This is a genomic window from Burkholderia sp. 4NA327C6, assembly GCF_005502655.1.
Lineage (GTDB): Bacteria > Pseudomonadota > Gammaproteobacteria > Burkholderiales > Burkholderiaceae > Burkholderia > Burkholderia contaminans.
The window spans coordinates 1-17,244 of record NZ_SCNZ01000026.1 but is presented as its reverse complement, the minus strand read 5'-3'; the positions used below and the strand labels follow the sequence as shown (position 1 = coordinate 17,244).

Below are 17,244 nucleotides of genomic sequence, written 5' to 3'. Positions count from 1 at the left end.
ATCGGTACACCCCGCCCGACGCCGACTGGCACGCACGCACTTTCTGGCCGGCAGGTCTCCTGGCTGACAGGTCGGCGCCGGCTCCCGGCCTTCCCGGTGGAACCAGTGGCATGAGGGGGAGATCGGCTCGCTGTCTACAGTTGCGGGGGCAGCCACAGCGGCGCGTGGCGCGCCCTGTGTTCCCTCTTCGGCCCCGAGGGGCACCGGCGAACGAACGGCCGTAGGATACCCGATTTTCGCGACGATCCGGCATCGGCGATGCGTCGCACAACCGCGTCGCAGCACGGCTGCAGCCGGTTTTGTGCTGTCGCGTCAATGGTACGATTGGCGGCTCGGCACCCGACATCCGGGCCGTATCGCACCGGCGGGCGACGCGCACGGCGCGGAGGCGGATCGGGATCGGAATCGGCAACGAATCAACGCGCGGCAGCCCGGCCGCCGCGCATCGCAACAAACGGCAGGAAATCGAACGATGGGGAAGGGTGCATGACGGCGTGGCTGACAGTAGTGGGCATCGGCGACGACGGTTACGCGGGGCTCGGGCGCAGCGCGCGTCGCGCGCTGCTCGACGCGACGCTCGTCGTCGGCGCGAAGCGGCATCTCGACATGCTGCCCGCGCGGCTGCCGGCCGCGCGCGAAGCGTGGCCGTCGCCGTTCGACCTGGCGGGCGTGCTGGCTCGACGCGCGTCGCCCGTCTGCGTGCTTGCCAGCGGCGACCCGATGCTGTTCGGCGTCGGCGCCACGCTCGCGCGCCAGCTTTCCCCCGACGAATGGCGCGTCCTGCCTGCGCCGTCGTCGCTGTCGCTCGCGGCCGCGCGCCTCGGCTGGGCACTGCAGGATGTCGGCGCGGTCTCGCTCGTCGGCAGGCCGCTCGCGACGCTTGCGCGGCACTTGCTGCCCGGCCGCCGCCTGTTCGTGCTGAGCGCCGACGGCCGCACGCCGGCCGCCGTCGCGGCCGAACTCGTCGCACGCGGCTTCGGGCCGACGCGCATCAGCGTGTTCGAACATCTGGGCGGCCCGCTCGAGCGCCGTCTCGACGGGCTCGCGCAGGACTGGCGCATCGACGAAACGGCCGCGCTCAACCTCGTCGCGCTCGACTGCCAGGCCGGCCCCGATGCGCCGCGCCGCGCGCTCACGCCCGGCCTGCCCGACGATGCGTACCGTCACGACGGCCAGCTCACCAAGCGCGACCTGCGCGCGATGACGCTCGGGCGTCTCGCGCCCGCGCCCGGCGAGCTGCTGTGGGACGTCGGCGCCGGCAGCGGCTCGATCGGCATCGAATGGATGCGCGCGCATCCGTCATGCCAGGCGATCGCGATCGAAGCGCATGCGGAGCGGCAGCGCTTCATCGAGCACAACCGCGACGCGCTCGGCGTGCCGGGCCTGCAGCTCGTCGCGGGCCGCGCGCCCGATGCGCTCGCGGGGCTCGCCGCGCCCGACGCGATCTTCATCGGCGGCGGCGCGACCGCGCCCGGCGTGCTCGACGCGTGCTGGGCAGCGCTGAAGCCCGGCGGCCGGCTGGTCGCGAACGCGGTCACGCTGCAGGGCGAGATGACGCTCGCCGCGTGGCGCGATGCGCACGGCGGCACGCTCACGCGCGTGTCGCTCGCGCATGCCGAGCCGCTCGGCCGCTTCGATACATGGCGACAACCGTTGCCGGTCACGCTGTACGACGTGCGCAAGCCCGACCCGGCCGACACACCCGCGTCGTCGGCCACGGCAAACACGACGAACCCAACGGACGCGTGATGCGCGACGAGACCCCCGAACAGCCCGCACCGCTGCGCTTCGGCTATACGACCGGCAGCTGCGCGACCGCGACGTCGCTCGCCGCCGCGCGGCTGCTGCTCGCGGGCCGGGCGGACGACGCGGTCGAGATCGTGCTGCCGAAGGGGCAGCGCGTGATGATGCGGCTCGAGTTCTGCCGGGCGACGGCCGACGGTGCCGAAGCCGGCACGATCAAGGATGCCGGCGACGATCCGGACGTCACGCACGGCGCGCTGATCTTCGCGCGCGTCGCGCTCGCGGCGGCGCCCGGCGTGCGGTTTCATGCGGGGCCGGGCGTCGGCACGGTCACGCGCGCGGGGCTCACGCTGCCGGTCGGCGAACCGGCGATCAACCCGGTGCCGCGCCAGATGATGACGACGCACCTGGACGCGCTGGCGGCCGAGCATGGCTATGCGGGCGGCTTCGACGTGACGATCGGCGTCGAAGGCGGCGAAGCGCTCGCGCTGAAGACGATGAACCCGCGCCTCGGCATCGTCGGCGGGCTGTCGATCCTCGGCACGACCGGCATCGTGCGGCCGTTCTCGTGTTCGGCCTATATCGCGTCGATCCACCAGGGCATCGACGTCGCACGCGCGAACGGCATCACGCACATTGCCGCGTGCACCGGCAACGCAAGCGAGGACGCGATGCGCGCGCACTATCAACTGCCCGACATGGCGCTGATCGAGATGGGCGATTTCGCGGGCGCGGTGCTCAAGCACCTGCGGCGCGCGCCGGTCGCGCGGCTGTCGATGTGCGGCGGCTTCGGCAAGCTCAGCAAGCTCGCGGCCGGCCATCTCGACCTGCACAGCCGCCATTCGAGCATCGACCTGCCGCTGCTCGCGCAGTGGGCGGCGGAGGCCGGCGCAAGCGACACGCTGCAGGCCGCGATGCGCGCCGCGAACACGAGCCAGGAAGCGCTGAAGCTTGCGCACGCGGACGGCGTGCCGCTCGGCGATCTCGTCTGTGCACAGGCGTTGCGCGTCGCGCGCGACATCGTGCCGCCGTCGGTGGCCGTCGAGATGTTCGCGATCGACCGCCAGGGCCGCTTCGTCGGGGAGGCGCGATGAGCGCGCGCATCCTGCTGCTCGGCGGCACCGGCGATGCGCTGAAGATCGCTCGCGCGCTCGGCTCGCATCATGTGTACAGCCTGGCCGGCCTCGGCAAGGTGCCCGACGACCTGCGCTGCGACGTGCGCGTCGGCGGCTTCGGTGGCGCGGCCGGGCTGGCGACCTATCTGCGCGACGCCGGCATCGGCCTCGTGATCGACGCGACGCATCCGTATGCCGCGCGGATCAGCGCGAACGCCGCAGCCGCCGCGCGTGAAGCGGGCGTGCCGCTGTGGGCGCTGCGCCGCGCGGCGTGGGTGCCGCAACCGGGTGACGACTGGCGCATGGTCGACGACTGGGCCGGCATCGAGGCCGCGCTCGCGCCGTTCAGGCGGCCGCTGTTCACGCTCGGCCGCGAACCGCTCGCGCATCTCGACGCGATTCCGCCACACCAGTTCTGCCTCGTGCGCTGCCCCGACGCGCCTCCCGGCAATGCGCGCGCGCAGATCGTCGCCGCGCGCGGGCCGTTCACGCTCGAAGGCGAGCGCGCGCTGTTCGCGCTGACGGGCATCGACGTCGTCGTCAGCAAGAACAGCGGCGGCGCCGCCACGGAAGCCAAGCTCGATGTCGCGCGCGAACGCAGGCTGCCGGTCGTGATGCTGCGCCGGCCGCCGCTGCCCGGCGCCGATCGCGTGTTCGATTCGGCCGCGGCGCTCATCGACGCGCTCGATCCGGCCGCACGCGCGTGACGCCGCGCGGCCGGTCATCCCATGAATTGACGGAGATTTTTCGATGACGGTGTATTTCATCGGCGCGGGCCCCGGCGACCCGGAGCTGATCACGGTGAAGGGCCAGCGCCTCGTGCGCACGTGCCCGGTGATCCTGTATGCGGGTTCGCTGGTACCGGCGGCCGTGCTCGACGGCCATCGCGCGGAGCAGGTCGTCAATACCGCCGAACTCGACCTCGACGCAATCGTCGCGCTGCTCGCCGGCGCGCACGCGAAAGGGCAGGATGTCGCGCGGGTGCATTCGGGCGACCCGTCGCTGTATGGTGCGATCGGCGAGCAGATTCGCCGCTTGAAGGCGCTCGGGATTCCGTATGAAATCGTGCCCGGCGTGACGGCCACGGCCGCGTGCGCGGCGACGCTCGGCGTCGAGCTGACGCTGCCCGGTGTCGCGCAGACGGTGATCCTCACGCGCTTCGCGGGCAAGACGACGATGCCGGAAGGCGAATCGCTCGGCGCGCTCGCCGCGCACCGCGCGACGCTCGCGATCCATCTCGGCGTGCGCCATCTCGCCCGCATCGTCGACGAAGTGTTGCCGCATTACGGCGCCGATTGTCCGGTCGCGGTGATCTATCGCGCGAGCTGGCCCGATGAAGCGCGCGTGACCGGCACGCTCGCCGACATCGTCGGCAAGGTGCAGGGCACGCAGATCGAGCGCACCGCGCTGATCCTGATCGGGCGCGTGCTCGACGCCGAAGGGTTCACGGATTCGACGCTGTACGCCGGCGCAGGCTGATCACGCGCGGGCCGGCCCGGGTTCGGTGCAGCGTTCGCGCAGGTGCTTGGGTGCGTGTGGCGCGCCACGCCGATCGTGATCTCGGCGCCGATGAAGTCGATCGGCGACGCCGATTCGCCGAGGATCGGGATCGACGCCGCGATGCCGACGACGGGGCTGAGGTCGAGCACGACCACCGCCGTATCCGATCGCGGCGCGGCCACATGCGGCGGGACCCGCGCTACGCACGCGCGGCCTGCAGCACCCGCTTCGGCGCAAACCCTGCCGCCAGCGCGAACAGCGCGACACACAGGCAGGCCATCGCGATCCAAGCGGGCGTCAGGTCCGCGAGGTGCTGGCGCACGATGCCCGCCCCGAACGGGAACAGCCCGGCGATCAGGTAGCCGATGCCCTGCACGAACCCCGTCAGCGACGCGGCATCGGCCGGCGTCGCGGCATGGTCAACGGTGACGATCAGCGACAGCGGAAACAGCGCGCCGATTCCCGCGCCCAGCAACAGCGCGGCCGGCAACGCCAGCGCCTCGGGCGCGGCCAGCATCACCAGCAAGCCGACCAACAGCGACGCGATCGACGCGTACAGCGCGGGGCGGCGATCGGGCAGGCGGTCGATCGTCGCCGAGATCGTCAGCCCCGCGACGACTTCCGCGAGCGTCACGCCGCCGAGCAGGCTGCCGGCCGCCGTCGGCGACCAGCCGAGCCGCATGTAGTACGGCGGCAGCCACGCGAGCACGAGCGTATACGCGCCCGTCGCGATGCCGAAGAACAGCGCGAGCCGCCACGCGCGCGGCGAGCGCGACGGCTGAGCGTTCGACGCCGACGTCGGCCCGGCGGCGAGCGCGTCGCCGCCGCGACTGGCCAGCGGCCACGCCAGCGCGGCCACCACGGCCGGCAGCGCCCAGCCCGCGAGCGCGGGGAGCCAGCCCCAGCGCGCCGCGGCGAACGGCGCGACGACGCTCGCGAGCACGGCGCCGCCCATGATCGACGTCGAATAGACGCCCATCGCACCGCCGATCCGCGTCGCGAAATGCGCCTTCACGAAGCCGGGCAGCAGCGCCTGCACCATCGCGATCCCGACGCCCGCGCAGCAGGCGCTCGCGAGCAGCAGCCACGCGTGCTGCGCGCCGAGGCGCGACACGCAGGCGAGCCCGATCAGCGCGACGCCCAGCCAGACGCCGCCCGCAATCCCGGCCAGGCGCTGCAGGCGCCGCGCACTCAGTGCGCCGAGGCCCATCAACAGGATCGGGATCGTCGTCAACAGGCTGGCCGCGCCGTCGCTGAGGCCGGTCGCGCGCTGGATCATGTCGAGCAGCGGGCCGACCGCGGCAAGCGCCGGCCGCAGGTTCAGCCCGACAAGGACGATGGCGGCGAGCCGCCATCCGGGGGAAGTGAAGCGATTCATTGCAAGGCCCTCGATATCGGTACGCGGCCCCCGGTGAGGCGCCACGCGCATTTCATGTAAAGTATCTCGACATCAAGATAAATGCTGATTTATCTCGACGTCAAGATAACTGGTGAACCGAGGAGGGTTAATGGATCGAGCCGCGCATGCGCTCGCGCAATGGCGCGCCGAGCGTCCGGATCTCGACGCGTCGTCGATGGTGGTGATGGGGCGGCTGCAGGAAGCGGCGCTCGTGATCGCGCGTGACCGTCTCAATCCGCTGTTCGCGCGCTACGGAATGCAGCCGGGCGAATTCGACGTGCTGGCCACGCTGCGGCGCGGCGGGGCGCCGTTCGCGCTGACGCCGACGGCGCTGTACGACGCGCTGATGATGTCGTCGGGCGGGATGACCGCGCGCATCGACCGGTTGCAGAAGGCAGGGTGGGTGGAGCGCCGGCCGAACCCGGCGGATGGGCGCGGCACGCTTGTGGCGCTGACGGAGAGCGGCCGCGCGCTGATCGATGAGGCAGTCGTCGCGCATATCGACAATCAGCGCGAGTTGCTGGCCGTGCTGTCGGATGCGGAACAGGCGCAGTTGTCGGAACTGCTGGGAAAGTTGCTGGCGGGGCTGGGAGACGGCGCGTCGAACGCAGCGGACGGAAAGTAGCGCCGCAGAAAGCGTGATGCGAACGCGCGAGGCGGACGAAACAATCGTCGTGAATGATCATGGACGTCGCTTGCCGACCCAGCGCTGCCTCTCAACCCTGAGTTCCTTCGACGGCCGATTTCGAGTGCGGATTCAACCCGTCGATGCAACACACTTGAGGCTGCATAGCAGCAAGGAGTGTTGCCATGAAGCAGAGACGGCGGATCTACTATACAGACACCCAGAAGGCGTTAATGTGGGAGCGCTGGCGCAAGGGCGAGTCGCTGCAGCAGATCGCTCAATTGTTTGATCGGAACCATTCCTCGGTACAAGGGATTCTGGCCGAAACGGGCGGCATACAACCAAAGCAACGGCGCCGTTCGAGCTTGGCACTGACCCTTGCCGAGCGGGAGGAGATCTCGCGCTCAGTGGTTGCTGGCGATTCGATTCGCGCGATTGCGATTCGGCTCGCACGTGCTCCGTCCACCATTAGCCGCGAGCTCAAGCGGAACGGCGGTATGCAGGGTTATCGGGCGAACAATGCTGACGAACTTGCGTGGGAGCGAGCCCGTCGTCCCCAAGTCTGCAAGCTCGTCAGGAACCGGGAACTCGCCCAGGTCGTGGCAAGCAAGCTCAGGCTGCAGTGGTCACCTGAGCAGATCGCTGGTTGGCTTAAGCACGTATATGCGGTCAACAGGGACTATCAGGTGTCGCACGAAACTATATACCGCAGCCTCTACATACAAGCTCGCGGTGCACTCAAAAAGGAATTGCTCGAGCATTTACGGCGCTCGCGGGCTATGCGTCGTTCGCGTCATCACACGATGAAGACCGACGACCACGGCAGAATCTGCGACACCGTCCCGATTAGTGAACGCCCCGCGACCGTTGATGACCGTGCGATACCGGGCCACTGGGAAGGTGATCTGCTGTTCGGCAGCGCGAACAGCCAGATTGCCACTCTTGTCGAGCGTCAGAGCCGCTTCGTGATGCTGGTGAAGGTTGCCAGTAAGGATACGGAAACGGTCTTCAACGCATTGATCCGACACGCCAGCAAGCTTCCTCAGGAACTATACAAATCACCGACCTGGGACCGAGGCAAAGAGATGGCCGATCACACGCGGTTCACCGTGGCCACCGACATCAAGGTCTATTTTTGTGATCCGCAGAGCCCTTGGCAACGTGGCTCGAACGAGAACACAAATGGGCTTCTCAGACAGTATTTCCCCAAGGGGATCGATCTCTCGGCCTATTCGCAGGCTAAGCTCAACACTGTAGCCAGGCGGCTCAATGAGCGTCCGCGAAAGACACTAGACTTCGATACACCGGCTGAGAGATTTCATCAATTCGTTGCATCGACGGGTTGAATCCGCAAGGTACACGGGCCATTGGAGCAGTCGATCGGGATGGCAAGTGCTCGGCCCTCTGACATTGAGACGGGCTGAGTTCTACGTCAGCAATGTGCCGGATTGTTGAGCATGGGGGCGTCGAGCGGCCGTACCCGCCGTGGTAACTGGACGGCCAAGCCCCCCCCTGTTTCGCGTCCTTGGTTTTTGACGTCTCGGCTCGAGCACAATGGATCAACACGCGTCTAGGAGAAGAGTATATGGATATTGATAGAGGGATCGATTCCGCTCAGAAAGCAGAGAAGGTTCTCGATGCGTTGGAATCGGGAAAACTGAAGTTGCGTCCACAAGATAGGTTCTGGGCTGACCAGCTACGCGTTTTACCGAGAGGTATTACCGGACTCCTTAATATTTCAAAGCTAACACCAGACGTGCTGGCGATTATTCGAGCCACTGCCCTGGCGTTGACTCATCTGGAACAAGCGGAAGAAAAGGTAGACAATGAATCACCTCTTCCAATTCTTGACGCCCAGTGCATGCTGTTTCGACTCTACGAAGAGCTCTTTGTAGCGCTGACGGGTGTGCCGTCCGGCAAGGTCGGTTCAGAGCAGGAAATTAAACTGCGAATGCTGGCACGGTTCGGAGATGGCAACATAGCCCATTTTGACGAAATCAATGCGGCAGCTGGTGAACTAGAACAGTTCTACCGCGAAAATTCAGCGTCAATGTTTCGTGCCGGAAAATCACTTGGTGGTATTAAAGTGGTATCGGGCGGTCAGCGGCGCTACGGGCCGTCAGCACTTTCGGCAACTCGGATCGCTGGTCTGTATTGCGACACCCAATTGATACCCGATCCGGTTTGGCCTTTTTTTGCAGAAAACCTTCACCTCAATGCGTTGCACTTACAACTAGCTATCGCGTTATTTTGTATTCTGCAACTTCGTCCACTGGTGGACGCACGACTTTCGGTACCTCCAATCTTGGTCTTCCCTAGTTTCGAGGAGAGATTGGAGGCAAATGACGCAATGACTCAGGCTGGCATCGCATCTCTTGCCGTAAAAGTTATCGTCCCCGCTTGTAACGCGAATATGAGTACGATCGACGAACTGTTCGAGTACGTCAAAAAATACGAACAACCGTTCCTCGACGCAATAACGCGTGAAAGGCTGTTCGTACCGCCTGGAGTTGAACCTACCGCTGTAGGCACAGCAGAGGAGGCGGCAGCCATCTATCTGCAAGAGTTAAAGGGAGTGCGCGACCAGGAAATGCTTGGAAAAATGGAGAAGCTTCCGCGAGGCGTCCTTGTTCTTAACGGAATTCTGGAAAGATTACGCCCTCAATACCACCTTGCAGAGAACGCTGAGGAGCTTAATAGTCAACCAATGCTCAGCACACCCGTGCATTGGTACTACTTCGAGCTTTGCGCACGGGCCGAAGCGCGAGAACTCATAAAGCAACAAGTACTGTCTAGGGAAGCATTCGATATTCTTCGAGCACTTCAAGATGACAGTTTGACCTGGCTGGGCAACGTGCCTATAGCAGGTCTCGTTGAGCTTCGAGAACGCATGGAGCACGCGGAACTTCGCGAACAATTGAAGAAAATCACAACTCAGTTGACTGCGGCGGGTCCCGCCGAACTTGAAGCTGTAGCGCGGGAAGTCCGGCATGGGTTGGACTTGCTGATTCAGCGCCAGAAGAAAGCAATAAAGGACATCGAAGACAAATACTCACCGAAATACTGGGCTGCAGGAACAGGTAGCGTTATTGGAATCGCCGCCGGTGCAAGTATGTTTTTCATGCCAGCTCTCGCAGCTGCCGCCGGCGTTAGTGCTCCAATCGCGAGTGTGGTGGGTGCGATTGGTGGCGGAGGTATCGCGATGGCGAAGGACGCAGTCGGCCAATTTGTAGAAAAGCGCAGAGCACGAAAAAGTATGCTCGGTATCCTCGCAACGGCGCGAGCGACTTCAAAGTAGTACCGCACACGGAGCGGTGCCGACGCTTGAATGTCCGACCGACTACGGATCAGAACGGCGGCTTGTGGCCGATCGTGGCCTGCCGCCGCCCTGCAACGCGCGACTGGCGCAGATCGACCCACTTCGGTCGTTTACTTCCGTGTGGCCTCAGGGACCGCTTCCAAGGTACAACAGTCTTTCCGGGTGTGGACCGCGTCGGCACGTCCACAACCTGAGCAGACTCTTCAATGCCAATCTCGTTCAAGCGGAGCCAGGTTGTTTTTTCGCCATTGGGACAGCCCCATTCGCTGAGCGGTCAATACTGGAAGTACGTTGGCATGTCTCGGTCTGAGACTGTCTTGCTATCATCACTCTTCGCGGGGCCCACCCGACCGATGGACAAAATAGACCGATTGGAACATTGCTATGCTTTTCGCCCATATGGCAGCAGTAGAGGATCAACTCCTGGCCACTTCCAAAATACCGGCCAATAGTGGTCACTCCCTCCACAAAGGAACCCCGCGCGAAGCTTTCATCAAGGAGTTTCTGGAGGCGCACCTTCCATCTACCCTCGCGATAGGTTCGGGAGAATTGATTGACAGCGAATCGCAACCGTCCGAAGCAAGGCGGCAGTTCGATCTCGTGATATACAAGCGAAGTTTGCCCAAGCTCGATTTTGGGGGCGGCATAAGTGGTTTCTTAGCTGAATCGGTAATCGCTACGATAGAGGTGAAGTCCACCCTCGACAAGGCCGGTATGCAGCAAGCAATCACGGCAGCAAAGACCGCAAAGCAGCTTAAGAAGAGCGAAACATGGTCGTTTAGCAGCGGTTATGTTCCGCCGGCGATTCTGAGTTTTGTGGTGGCGTATGACGGTCCGCGGCAGATAGAGACCGTTCTCAATTGGATCACCGAAATAGAGGCGGCAGAGGGAATCGGCGGTCCGCGCCTTCCCATTGGTGAAGAAAGAATAAAAACACCCAGCCAATCGATCGACGGTGCATTCCTTCTCGGAAGAGGGTTCGTAACGTTTGATAATTTTCCCGTCGGCTTCCTTAATGATAGTGCTCGCAGTAGCGCTCCTGACACACGATGGGTCGCAGCATCAGCAACCCACGGTTCACTGTTGTGGTTGTTTCAAATGCTCACGCAAGCGTCTATGAACATCAACGGCACGTTTCTGAACATGGTTCCATACATGAATAAGCTCCGTGTGGGGATCAAGACGGGAGGCTAGCTGTTCTGCACGGCGAAGACCTTCGGGGCGCAGTTGTCCAATGCCTAATCTTTGCGCCCAACAACAGCGACGGTCGAGTGGCCGAATAGCCGATGGGGATCGGTGAAGAGACGTTAAAGCGACAGCATCAAGGCGTGGGTGAATGGCCGGAACTGGCGGCGGATTCAACCGGTCGATGCAACAGCTTGATGGAATCGTTCAGCCGGTGTATCGAAGTTGCGTGGACGTTCGTTGAGCCGTCGGGCAATGGCGTTGAGCTTGGCTTGCGAGTAGGCAGAGAGGTCGGTTCCTTTTGGGAGGTACTGTCTCAGAAGCCCGTTCGTGTTTTCGTTCGTGCCGCGTTGCCAGGGATGCTGGGGATCGCAGAAGTAGACCTTGATGTCCGTTGCGACAGTGAAGCGCTTGTGGCCAGCCATCTCCGTGCCCCGATCCCAAGTCAGCGATTTATACAATTCCTGCGGAAGCTTGCCGGCGTGTCTTATGAGAGCGTTGACTACAGCCTCAGAGTCCTTGCTGGCAATCTTTACCAGCATCACGAACCGGGTCTGGCGTTCGACGAGTGTTGCAATCTGACTGTTGGCGTTGCCGAACAGCAGATCGCCTTCCCAGTGCCCGGGTATTGCTCGATCCTCGGCCGTGCCAGGGCGTTCACTGATTGATATGGCATCGCGGATGTTCGTGCGATCCTCGGTCTTCAGTGTGTGTTGGCGCGATCGACGCATGGCTCGAGAACGCCGCAGGTGTTCCAGCAGTTCTCTTTTCAGTGCACCACGGGCCTGAATGTAGAGGCTCCGATAGATGGTCTCGTGCGACACCTGATAGTCCCTGTTGACCGCATACACGTGCTTGAGCCAACCCGCAATCTGCTCCGGCGACCACTGCAATCGAAGCTTGCTTGCCACAACCTGAGCGAGTGTCCGATTGCTGATCAGCTTACATGTCTTTGGTCGCCGTGCGCGGTCCCGGGCGAGCTCGTCGGCCTGGCTCGCCCGATAGTACTGCCTTCCGCCATTTCGCCGCACCTCGCGGCTGATAGTAGATGGCGCACGTCCTAACCGCGCCGCTATCGATCGAATTGACTGGCCGGCGACGACTGCGCGCGATATTTCCTCGCGTTCGGCAAGCGTCAAGGCAAGCTTGGAGCGGTGTCGAGGCGCTGGCTGTATTCCGCCAGTCCTGGCGAGAATCCCCTGAACAGAGGAATGGTGGCGATCGAACAGTTGGGCAATCTGATGAAGCGTGTCACCCTTGAGCCACCGCTCCAACATCAGTGCCTTTTGAGTCTCGGTGTAGTAGATCCTGCGCCGCTGTTTCATTTGCAACACCTCCACTGCTTACGCAGCGTCTAGTGTGTTGCATCGACCGATTGAATCCGCCGCCGGACACCGACAGTCTTCCCAGCGATCCCGAAAAATTCGCGACGACTTAAAATAAAAACCCGCCGCGCAATGCGGCGGGTTTTTCAGATCGCGGCCTGCACGACGTACACCCGCTTGACCCATCAGCCCCGCGCCGGAATATTGAGCCCACGCTCCACAGCCGGCCGCGCAACGAACGCGTCGAGCACCCGCTTGACGTTCCGGAATTCGCTGAAGCCGACCAGGTCTCCCGCTTCGTAAAAGCCAACGAGGTTCCGCACCCACGGGAAAATCGCGATGTCGGCGATCGTGTACGTATCGCCCATCACCCATTGCCGGTTCGCGAGATGCGCGTCGAGCACGCCGAGCAGGCGCTTCGACTCGTCGACGTAACGGTCGCGCGGGCGCTTGTCCTCGTAGTCGCGGCCGGCGAACTTGTGGAAGAAGCCGACCTGGCCGAACATCGGCCCGATGCCGCCCATCTGGAACATCACCCACTGGATCGTCTCGTAGCGGCCCGCGAGATCCTTCGGGATCAACTGGCCCGTCTTGTCCGCGAGATAGATCAGGATCGCGCCCGATTCGAACAGCGGCAGCGGCTTGCCGTCCGGGCCGTTCGGATCGATGATCGCCGGGATCTTGTTGTTCGGGTTCAGCGACAGGAATTCGGGCGAAAACTGGTCGTTCGTGTCGAAGCGCACGAGGTGCGGCTCGTACGGCAGGCCGGTTTCCTCGAGCATGATCGACACCTTGACGCCGTTCGGCGTCGGCAGCGAGTAGAGCTGGAGACGGTCGGGATGCTGGGCCGGCCACTTTTGCGTGATCGGGAAGGCGGACAGGTCGGACATGGAGGGTCGCTCGTCGAAGTGAAGGATCCGCGCCCCGTTCCTGCTGCCGCACGCGCCACGGTCGATGGCGGGACGGCAGGGCGGAGCGCGCCGAAAACGCCCACTGTAGCCGATCCCGGCGATCGATGCCGACGGCGGCCGCACGCGACCGCCGCCGCACGGCCGGAAGCCGTCAGAAGTTGTGCCGCAGCCCGATCATCGCAGCCGTCGTGCCGACGCCCGGCGCGACCGGCTGCCCGTACACGAGCATCTGGTCCATCGTGCCGCGGTTGTTCACGTGCCCGACCTGCGCATAGACCATCGTTCGCTTCGACAGGCTGTAGTCGGCCGCGAGCACGACCGCCGTCGACTTGTTCGCCGAGACGTTGCGGTCCTTCAGGTAATACAGCGCGGACGTCACCTGCAGCGCGGGCGTGAAGCGATAGCCGATGCCGGCCGACAGCATGTCGAGGTTCACCTTGTCCGCATGCGACGGGTTCCGGCCGTTACCGTACGACGCCGACACCGAGAAATCGTGGATCGTGTATTTCGCGCCGAAGTAGATGAAGCGGTTGTTGTCGACGCCGGTCGGCGCGACGCCCGGCGCCGGGCTCGTGTCGTGGCCGTTGTAGTAGACGGCCGAAGCATTGAGCCCATAGTTTGCATACCTGAGCACGACCGATTCGCGCGTGCCGCCCTGGAACTGCCCGGCCACGCCGCCCGGCGCGTATTCGAGCGCGATGGACGCACCCGCGAAGGTCGGCGAGTGGTAGACGAGCGCATTGCTGTCGTACAGCGCGCCGATCGCTGCGTTGGTGCTCGTTCCCGACCAGCCGGCCGCCGTGTTCAGGCCGAGCCACGCGATCAGCACGCTGCCGAAGAACTGCGCGTTGCGCACGTCGGTGTCGGCCATCGCGTAGATCATCGGCACGATCTGTCGGCCGGCGGTGAACGCGCCGAACGGGCCCGACACGCCGAGCGACGCGACCTGGTTGAAGATCGCGACGGCGCCCGGCGTGTCGCTCAGCTGCAGCCTGCCGGTGCCGCTGTCGAACGAGCCCTGCAGCTTGAAGTTGACCTTGTAGCCGCCGCCGATGTCCTCGCTGCCCTTGATGCCCCAGAAGCTCGAGTAGATGCCGCCGTCCTTCATGCGGAACACCTTGCCCGTGTTCTTCGCGGTCGGGCTGAACGACGCCGCCGACGTGCTCTGGTACAGCAGGCCCGAGTCGATCACGCCGTAGAGCGTGACGGAGGATTGCGCGTGCGCGAGCGCCGAACAGCCGGCAAGCGCCGCGAGCGCGGCCAGTTTCGTCTTCATCAAAGTCTCCGGGGTCGGTTTGGACCGGACGGGATCGAGCCTGTCCGGGTGAAGCAGGGAGGCTAGCGGGAAGGTGTGACAGGCAACGCCCGCATGAGCCATGCGGAAAGACTACGCAACGGCGGGCGGCCGCTCCCCCCCATGCGCGGGGGGCAGGGTTGCGGAGAATCGGCGGAAGACGGGCGCGACGATGCGCCCGACTGGCGAAACCGGCGTTACGGCGTCAGGGCGCGCTTTCGAGCAGGCCGAGCACCAGCGCGCGGCGCACCACATGCTTGCGCGAGCTGGCGTCGAGCTTGCCGAACAGGTTCTTCAGGTGCCACTTCACGGTTTCCTCGCCGACGGCGAGCGCCACCGCGATCTCCTTGTTCGACAGGTTGCGCGCGAGCAGCTCGAGAATCGCGCGCTCCTTCGGCGTCAGCACGACGCTCGGCACCGCGCGCGGGCTGGCCGCGGCGCGCGGGGCAGGCGGCACGATGCGCGGTTGCGGCAGCGCGTGCCGCACGGGGCCGGTGCCGGCAGCCGCTTCGTCGCCGGCCCGGCGCGCCCAGTCGGCGATGGCCGGATGCGCATCAGCCAGCGTGCGCGTCAGCCCGAACAGGTCCGCGAGGTTCATCGCTTCGTCGAGCAACGCACGGCCGCCGCCGCCCGACTGTTCGCGCGCGAACGCGCTGAGCGCCATGATCTCGATGCGCGCCTGCCCCATGGTCATTTCGCGGGCCAGCACGGCGGCTTCGTCGAGCGCGGCGCTTGCGTCGTCCCAGCGGCGCGCGGCCAGCGCCGCGCCCGCGTGCGCGGTTGCCTGCAGCAGCACGACGGGGCGCCGCCACAGCGGCCCGTGCGACGGAAACTCGGCCGCGGCGATCGCATCGATCCGCTCGACGAGCGCGTGGCAGGTCGCCTCGCGATAGCGCGCCGCGTGGATGCGCACCTGTTCGGCGAGACTCGCGACCGACAGGCGCGGCAGGCGCCGCGCGACACCCATCGCGTCGAGCGCTTCGAGCAGGTCGATCGCACGATGCTCGACGCCGCGCAGCAGCGCGATGCGCGCGGCGGTGCGATAGCCGAGCAGCACGGTATCGGGCGTGCCCGCATGTTCGAGCACGTCGAGGCGGTTCGCGAGCAGCGCGGCGGCCTGGTCGACGCGGTCGGCCTCGTACGCGAGCGCCGCGCACATCGCCGCGAGCATGCAGGTGAGCGGATGGCGGCGCCCGAGATCGGCTTCCGCACGCGCCAGCGCCGGCGACAGCGTGTCGTCGGCCAGCCGGACCTGGCCCTCGCGCAGGTAGCTCAGGCCCGTGATCAGCTCGCCCCAGCGCGCGACGTAGCCGAACCCGGCCGCCGTCTCGCCGCGCGGCGCGGCGTGCTGGAAGCGGCGCGCCTGCGCCGGTTCGCCGACGATGATCGCGCGCGCCGACAGCCGGTTCGCGTGCATTTGCGCGAGCCACGTCGCCGCCGGCGGCGTGAAGTCGGCCCACGGTTCGAACAGCTCGACGAAACGGTCGATTTCGTCGGCGTAATAGGCGGCCGCGCTGAGGATCAGCGCGCATTCGTAGCGCATCGCCGCGGGCGTGCCGGGATCCGCGAGGATGCCCGCGATCTGGCGCCGTGCCTCGACATGGCGCTCGCCGAGCGCCAGCGCCCATGCCACCGCGACGCGCAGCGTCGGGCGCTTGTCGAGCTCCGCATCGGGCAGCAGCGCAAGCCAGTCGAGCACGTCGTTGATGCGGCCCTGCTTGATCGCATCCTCGAGACAGCGCTGCGCGAGCGCATACGCCACCTCGAACTGGCCGGCCGCGTATGCATGGCGGGCGGCTTCCTCGGTCATCCCGTGCGCGTCGAGCCACGCGGCCGCGCGCGCATGCAGCGTGCTGCGCTCGGCTTCCGGGCCCGCGGCCAGGCGGTCGCGTAGCGTGTCGCGCACGAGCGGATGGAGCCGGCACCAGTCCGAATCGTCCGACGAAATGAACAGCGGCGTGTCGCGCGCGAGCCGCGCGAGGCGGTCGGGTGCGTCTGCGTCGTCGAGCAGCGCGGCGCACAGCGACGGATGCAGGCGATCGGCGACGCTCGTGCGGATCAGGAACGCGGTGTCGTCGGCCGACAGGTTCGTGAGCAGCAGCTCGACGAGGCGGTCGCGCGTGCCGTCCACGCGGGCGGCGAGTGCGTCGACCGCCTGGCGCGGATCGGCCGAGCGCGCCATCGCGGCCATCGCGAGCTGCAGGCCGAGCGGCCAGCCGTCGACGCGTTCGAACAGCCGCGCGCACGCGTCGGCGTCGACCCGCTGCGCAAAGCGCGCGCCGACCAGCGCAATCGTCTCGTCGAGCGTGAAGCGCAGCCAGTCGGGGCCCGCGAGCGTGCATTGCCCGCCGGCGAGCAGATCGCCGGCCACGAGATCGAGCCCGCGCCGCGCGGCGACGACGACATGCAGGTTTTGCGGTGCGTTGTGCAGCACGTAGGTCAGCGCATCGAGGCCGGCGGGCGGCAGCCGCTCCGCATCGTCGACGATCAGCAGCGCATCGATCGACAGTTGCGCGACCTCGGCCAGCCACGCGGTCACGCCTTCCAGCGCGCGCGCCGCGTCGGCCGCACCGACCGGGATCAGGCGCCCGAAGCCGGGTCGCGCACAACCGGTCCGCACCGCCTGCACGAGCCCCTGCAGCAACCGCGCCGCATCGTCGCGCTCGTCGGCCGATAGCCATACGACCGCGCGGCCGAGCGCGAGGGTTTCGCGGCGCCATTGCGCGATCAGCGACGTCTTGCCGTAACCGGCCGGCGCCTGCACGAGCGTGACCGGCCGGCCGTCGAAAGCGGGCGCGGCGAGGCTCAGTCGCGCGCGCGCCAGCAAC

At 65.8% G+C, this 17,244-nt stretch carries 13 protein-coding genes and 1 riboswitch; of the genes, 8 read left to right on the top strand and 5 right to left on the bottom strand.

Annotated elements, in window-relative coordinates; all coding sequences use genetic code 11:
- Window positions 1–31 precede the first annotated feature (31 nt).
- Window positions 32–223, bottom strand: a riboswitch (cobalamin riboswitch).
- A 263-nt stretch (window positions 224–486) separates the two neighbouring features.
- From cbiE to cobM, 4 genes are read left to right on the top strand one after another with little or no spacing between them, the layout of a single operon-like run.
- On the top strand, window positions 487–1,749 hold the full coding sequence (cbiE, locus tag FFS49_RS24445) for a precorrin-6y C5,15-methyltransferase (decarboxylating) subunit CbiE (RefSeq protein ID WP_105816155.1): 1,263 nt from the start codon (window positions 487–489) through the stop codon (window positions 1,747–1,749).
- Complete coding sequence (locus FFS49_RS24440; RefSeq protein ID WP_105816154.1) at window positions 1,749–2,837, top strand: cobalt-precorrin-5B (C(1))-methyltransferase; 1,089 nt, start codon at window positions 1,749–1,751, stop codon at window positions 2,835–2,837. Before cbiE ends, FFS49_RS24440 begins: the two co-directional genes overlap by 1 nt.
- Window positions 2,834–3,565 carry a cobalt-precorrin-6A reductase gene (locus tag FFS49_RS24435; RefSeq protein ID WP_137951022.1) on the top strand — a complete coding sequence of 244 codons (732 nt, stop codon included), beginning with the start codon at window positions 2,834–2,836 and terminating at the stop codon, window positions 3,563–3,565. Before FFS49_RS24440 ends, FFS49_RS24435 begins: the two co-directional genes overlap by 4 nt.
- 43 nt (window positions 3,566–3,608) lie before the next feature.
- Window positions 3,609–4,337 (top strand): precorrin-4 C(11)-methyltransferase, encoded by a 729-nt coding sequence (cobM, locus tag FFS49_RS24430; RefSeq protein ID WP_105816152.1) that lies wholly within the window; start codon window positions 3,609–3,611, stop codon window positions 4,335–4,337.
- A 220-nt stretch (window positions 4,338–4,557) separates the two neighbouring features.
- Here the strand turns inward: cobM and FFS49_RS24425 are convergent, their stop codons facing one another.
- The gene (locus FFS49_RS24425) at window positions 4,558–5,736 is read right to left on the bottom strand and encodes an MFS transporter (protein ID WP_105816151.1); all 1,179 of its coding nucleotides are present in this window, start codon (window positions 5,734–5,736) and stop codon (window positions 4,558–4,560) included.
- A gap of 130 nt (window positions 5,737–5,866) precedes the next feature.
- Between FFS49_RS24425 and FFS49_RS24420 the strand changes: the two genes are divergently transcribed.
- The 4 genes from FFS49_RS24420 to FFS49_RS24405 all read left to right on the top strand — a co-directional run bounded on the left by FFS49_RS24420 (window position 5,867) and on the right by FFS49_RS24405 (window position 10,895).
- Window positions 5,867–6,382 carry a MarR family transcriptional regulator gene (locus tag FFS49_RS24420; RefSeq protein ID WP_105816150.1) on the top strand — a complete coding sequence of 172 codons (516 nt, stop codon included), beginning with the start codon at window positions 5,867–5,869 and terminating at the stop codon, window positions 6,380–6,382.
- Window positions 6,383–6,567: 185 nt separating this feature from the next.
- Window positions 6,568–7,728: an IS30 family transposase gene (locus FFS49_RS24415; protein ID WP_105816149.1), complete on the top strand. Its 1,161-nt coding sequence runs from the start codon at window positions 6,568–6,570 to the stop codon at window positions 7,726–7,728.
- A gap of 239 nt (window positions 7,729–7,967) precedes the next feature.
- Complete coding sequence (locus FFS49_RS24410; protein ID WP_224756005.1) at window positions 7,968–9,680, top strand: hypothetical protein; 1,713 nt, start codon at window positions 7,968–7,970, stop codon at window positions 9,678–9,680.
- A 405-nt stretch (window positions 9,681–10,085) separates the two neighbouring features.
- A complete protein-coding gene (locus tag FFS49_RS24405; RefSeq protein ID WP_105816148.1) occupies window positions 10,086–10,895 on the top strand; it encodes a DUF6602 domain-containing protein in 810 nt (269 codons plus the stop codon).
- A gap of 164 nt (window positions 10,896–11,059) precedes the next feature.
- On the opposite strand, the gene FFS49_RS24400 is transcribed toward FFS49_RS24405, so the two are convergent.
- The 4 genes from FFS49_RS24400 to FFS49_RS24385 all read right to left on the bottom strand — a co-directional run.
- Window positions 11,060–12,211: an IS30 family transposase gene (locus FFS49_RS24400; protein ID WP_105816147.1), complete on the bottom strand. Its 1,152-nt coding sequence runs from the start codon at window positions 12,209–12,211 to the stop codon at window positions 11,060–11,062.
- A gap of 185 nt (window positions 12,212–12,396) precedes the next feature.
- The gene (locus FFS49_RS24395) at window positions 12,397–13,101 is read right to left on the bottom strand and encodes a glutathione binding-like protein (RefSeq protein WP_039355004.1); all 705 of its coding nucleotides are present in this window, start codon (window positions 13,099–13,101) and stop codon (window positions 12,397–12,399) included.
- Window positions 13,102–13,273: 172 nt separating this feature from the next.
- Window positions 13,274–14,398, bottom strand: coding sequence for a porin (locus FFS49_RS24390; RefSeq protein WP_105815944.1), 1,125 nt, complete (start codon window positions 14,396–14,398; stop codon window positions 13,274–13,276).
- 223 nt (window positions 14,399–14,621) lie between these two features.
- A partial coding sequence (locus FFS49_RS24385; protein WP_137951021.1) for a LuxR C-terminal-related transcriptional regulator occupies window positions 14,622–17,244 on the bottom strand: 2,623 nt, incomplete at its 5' end.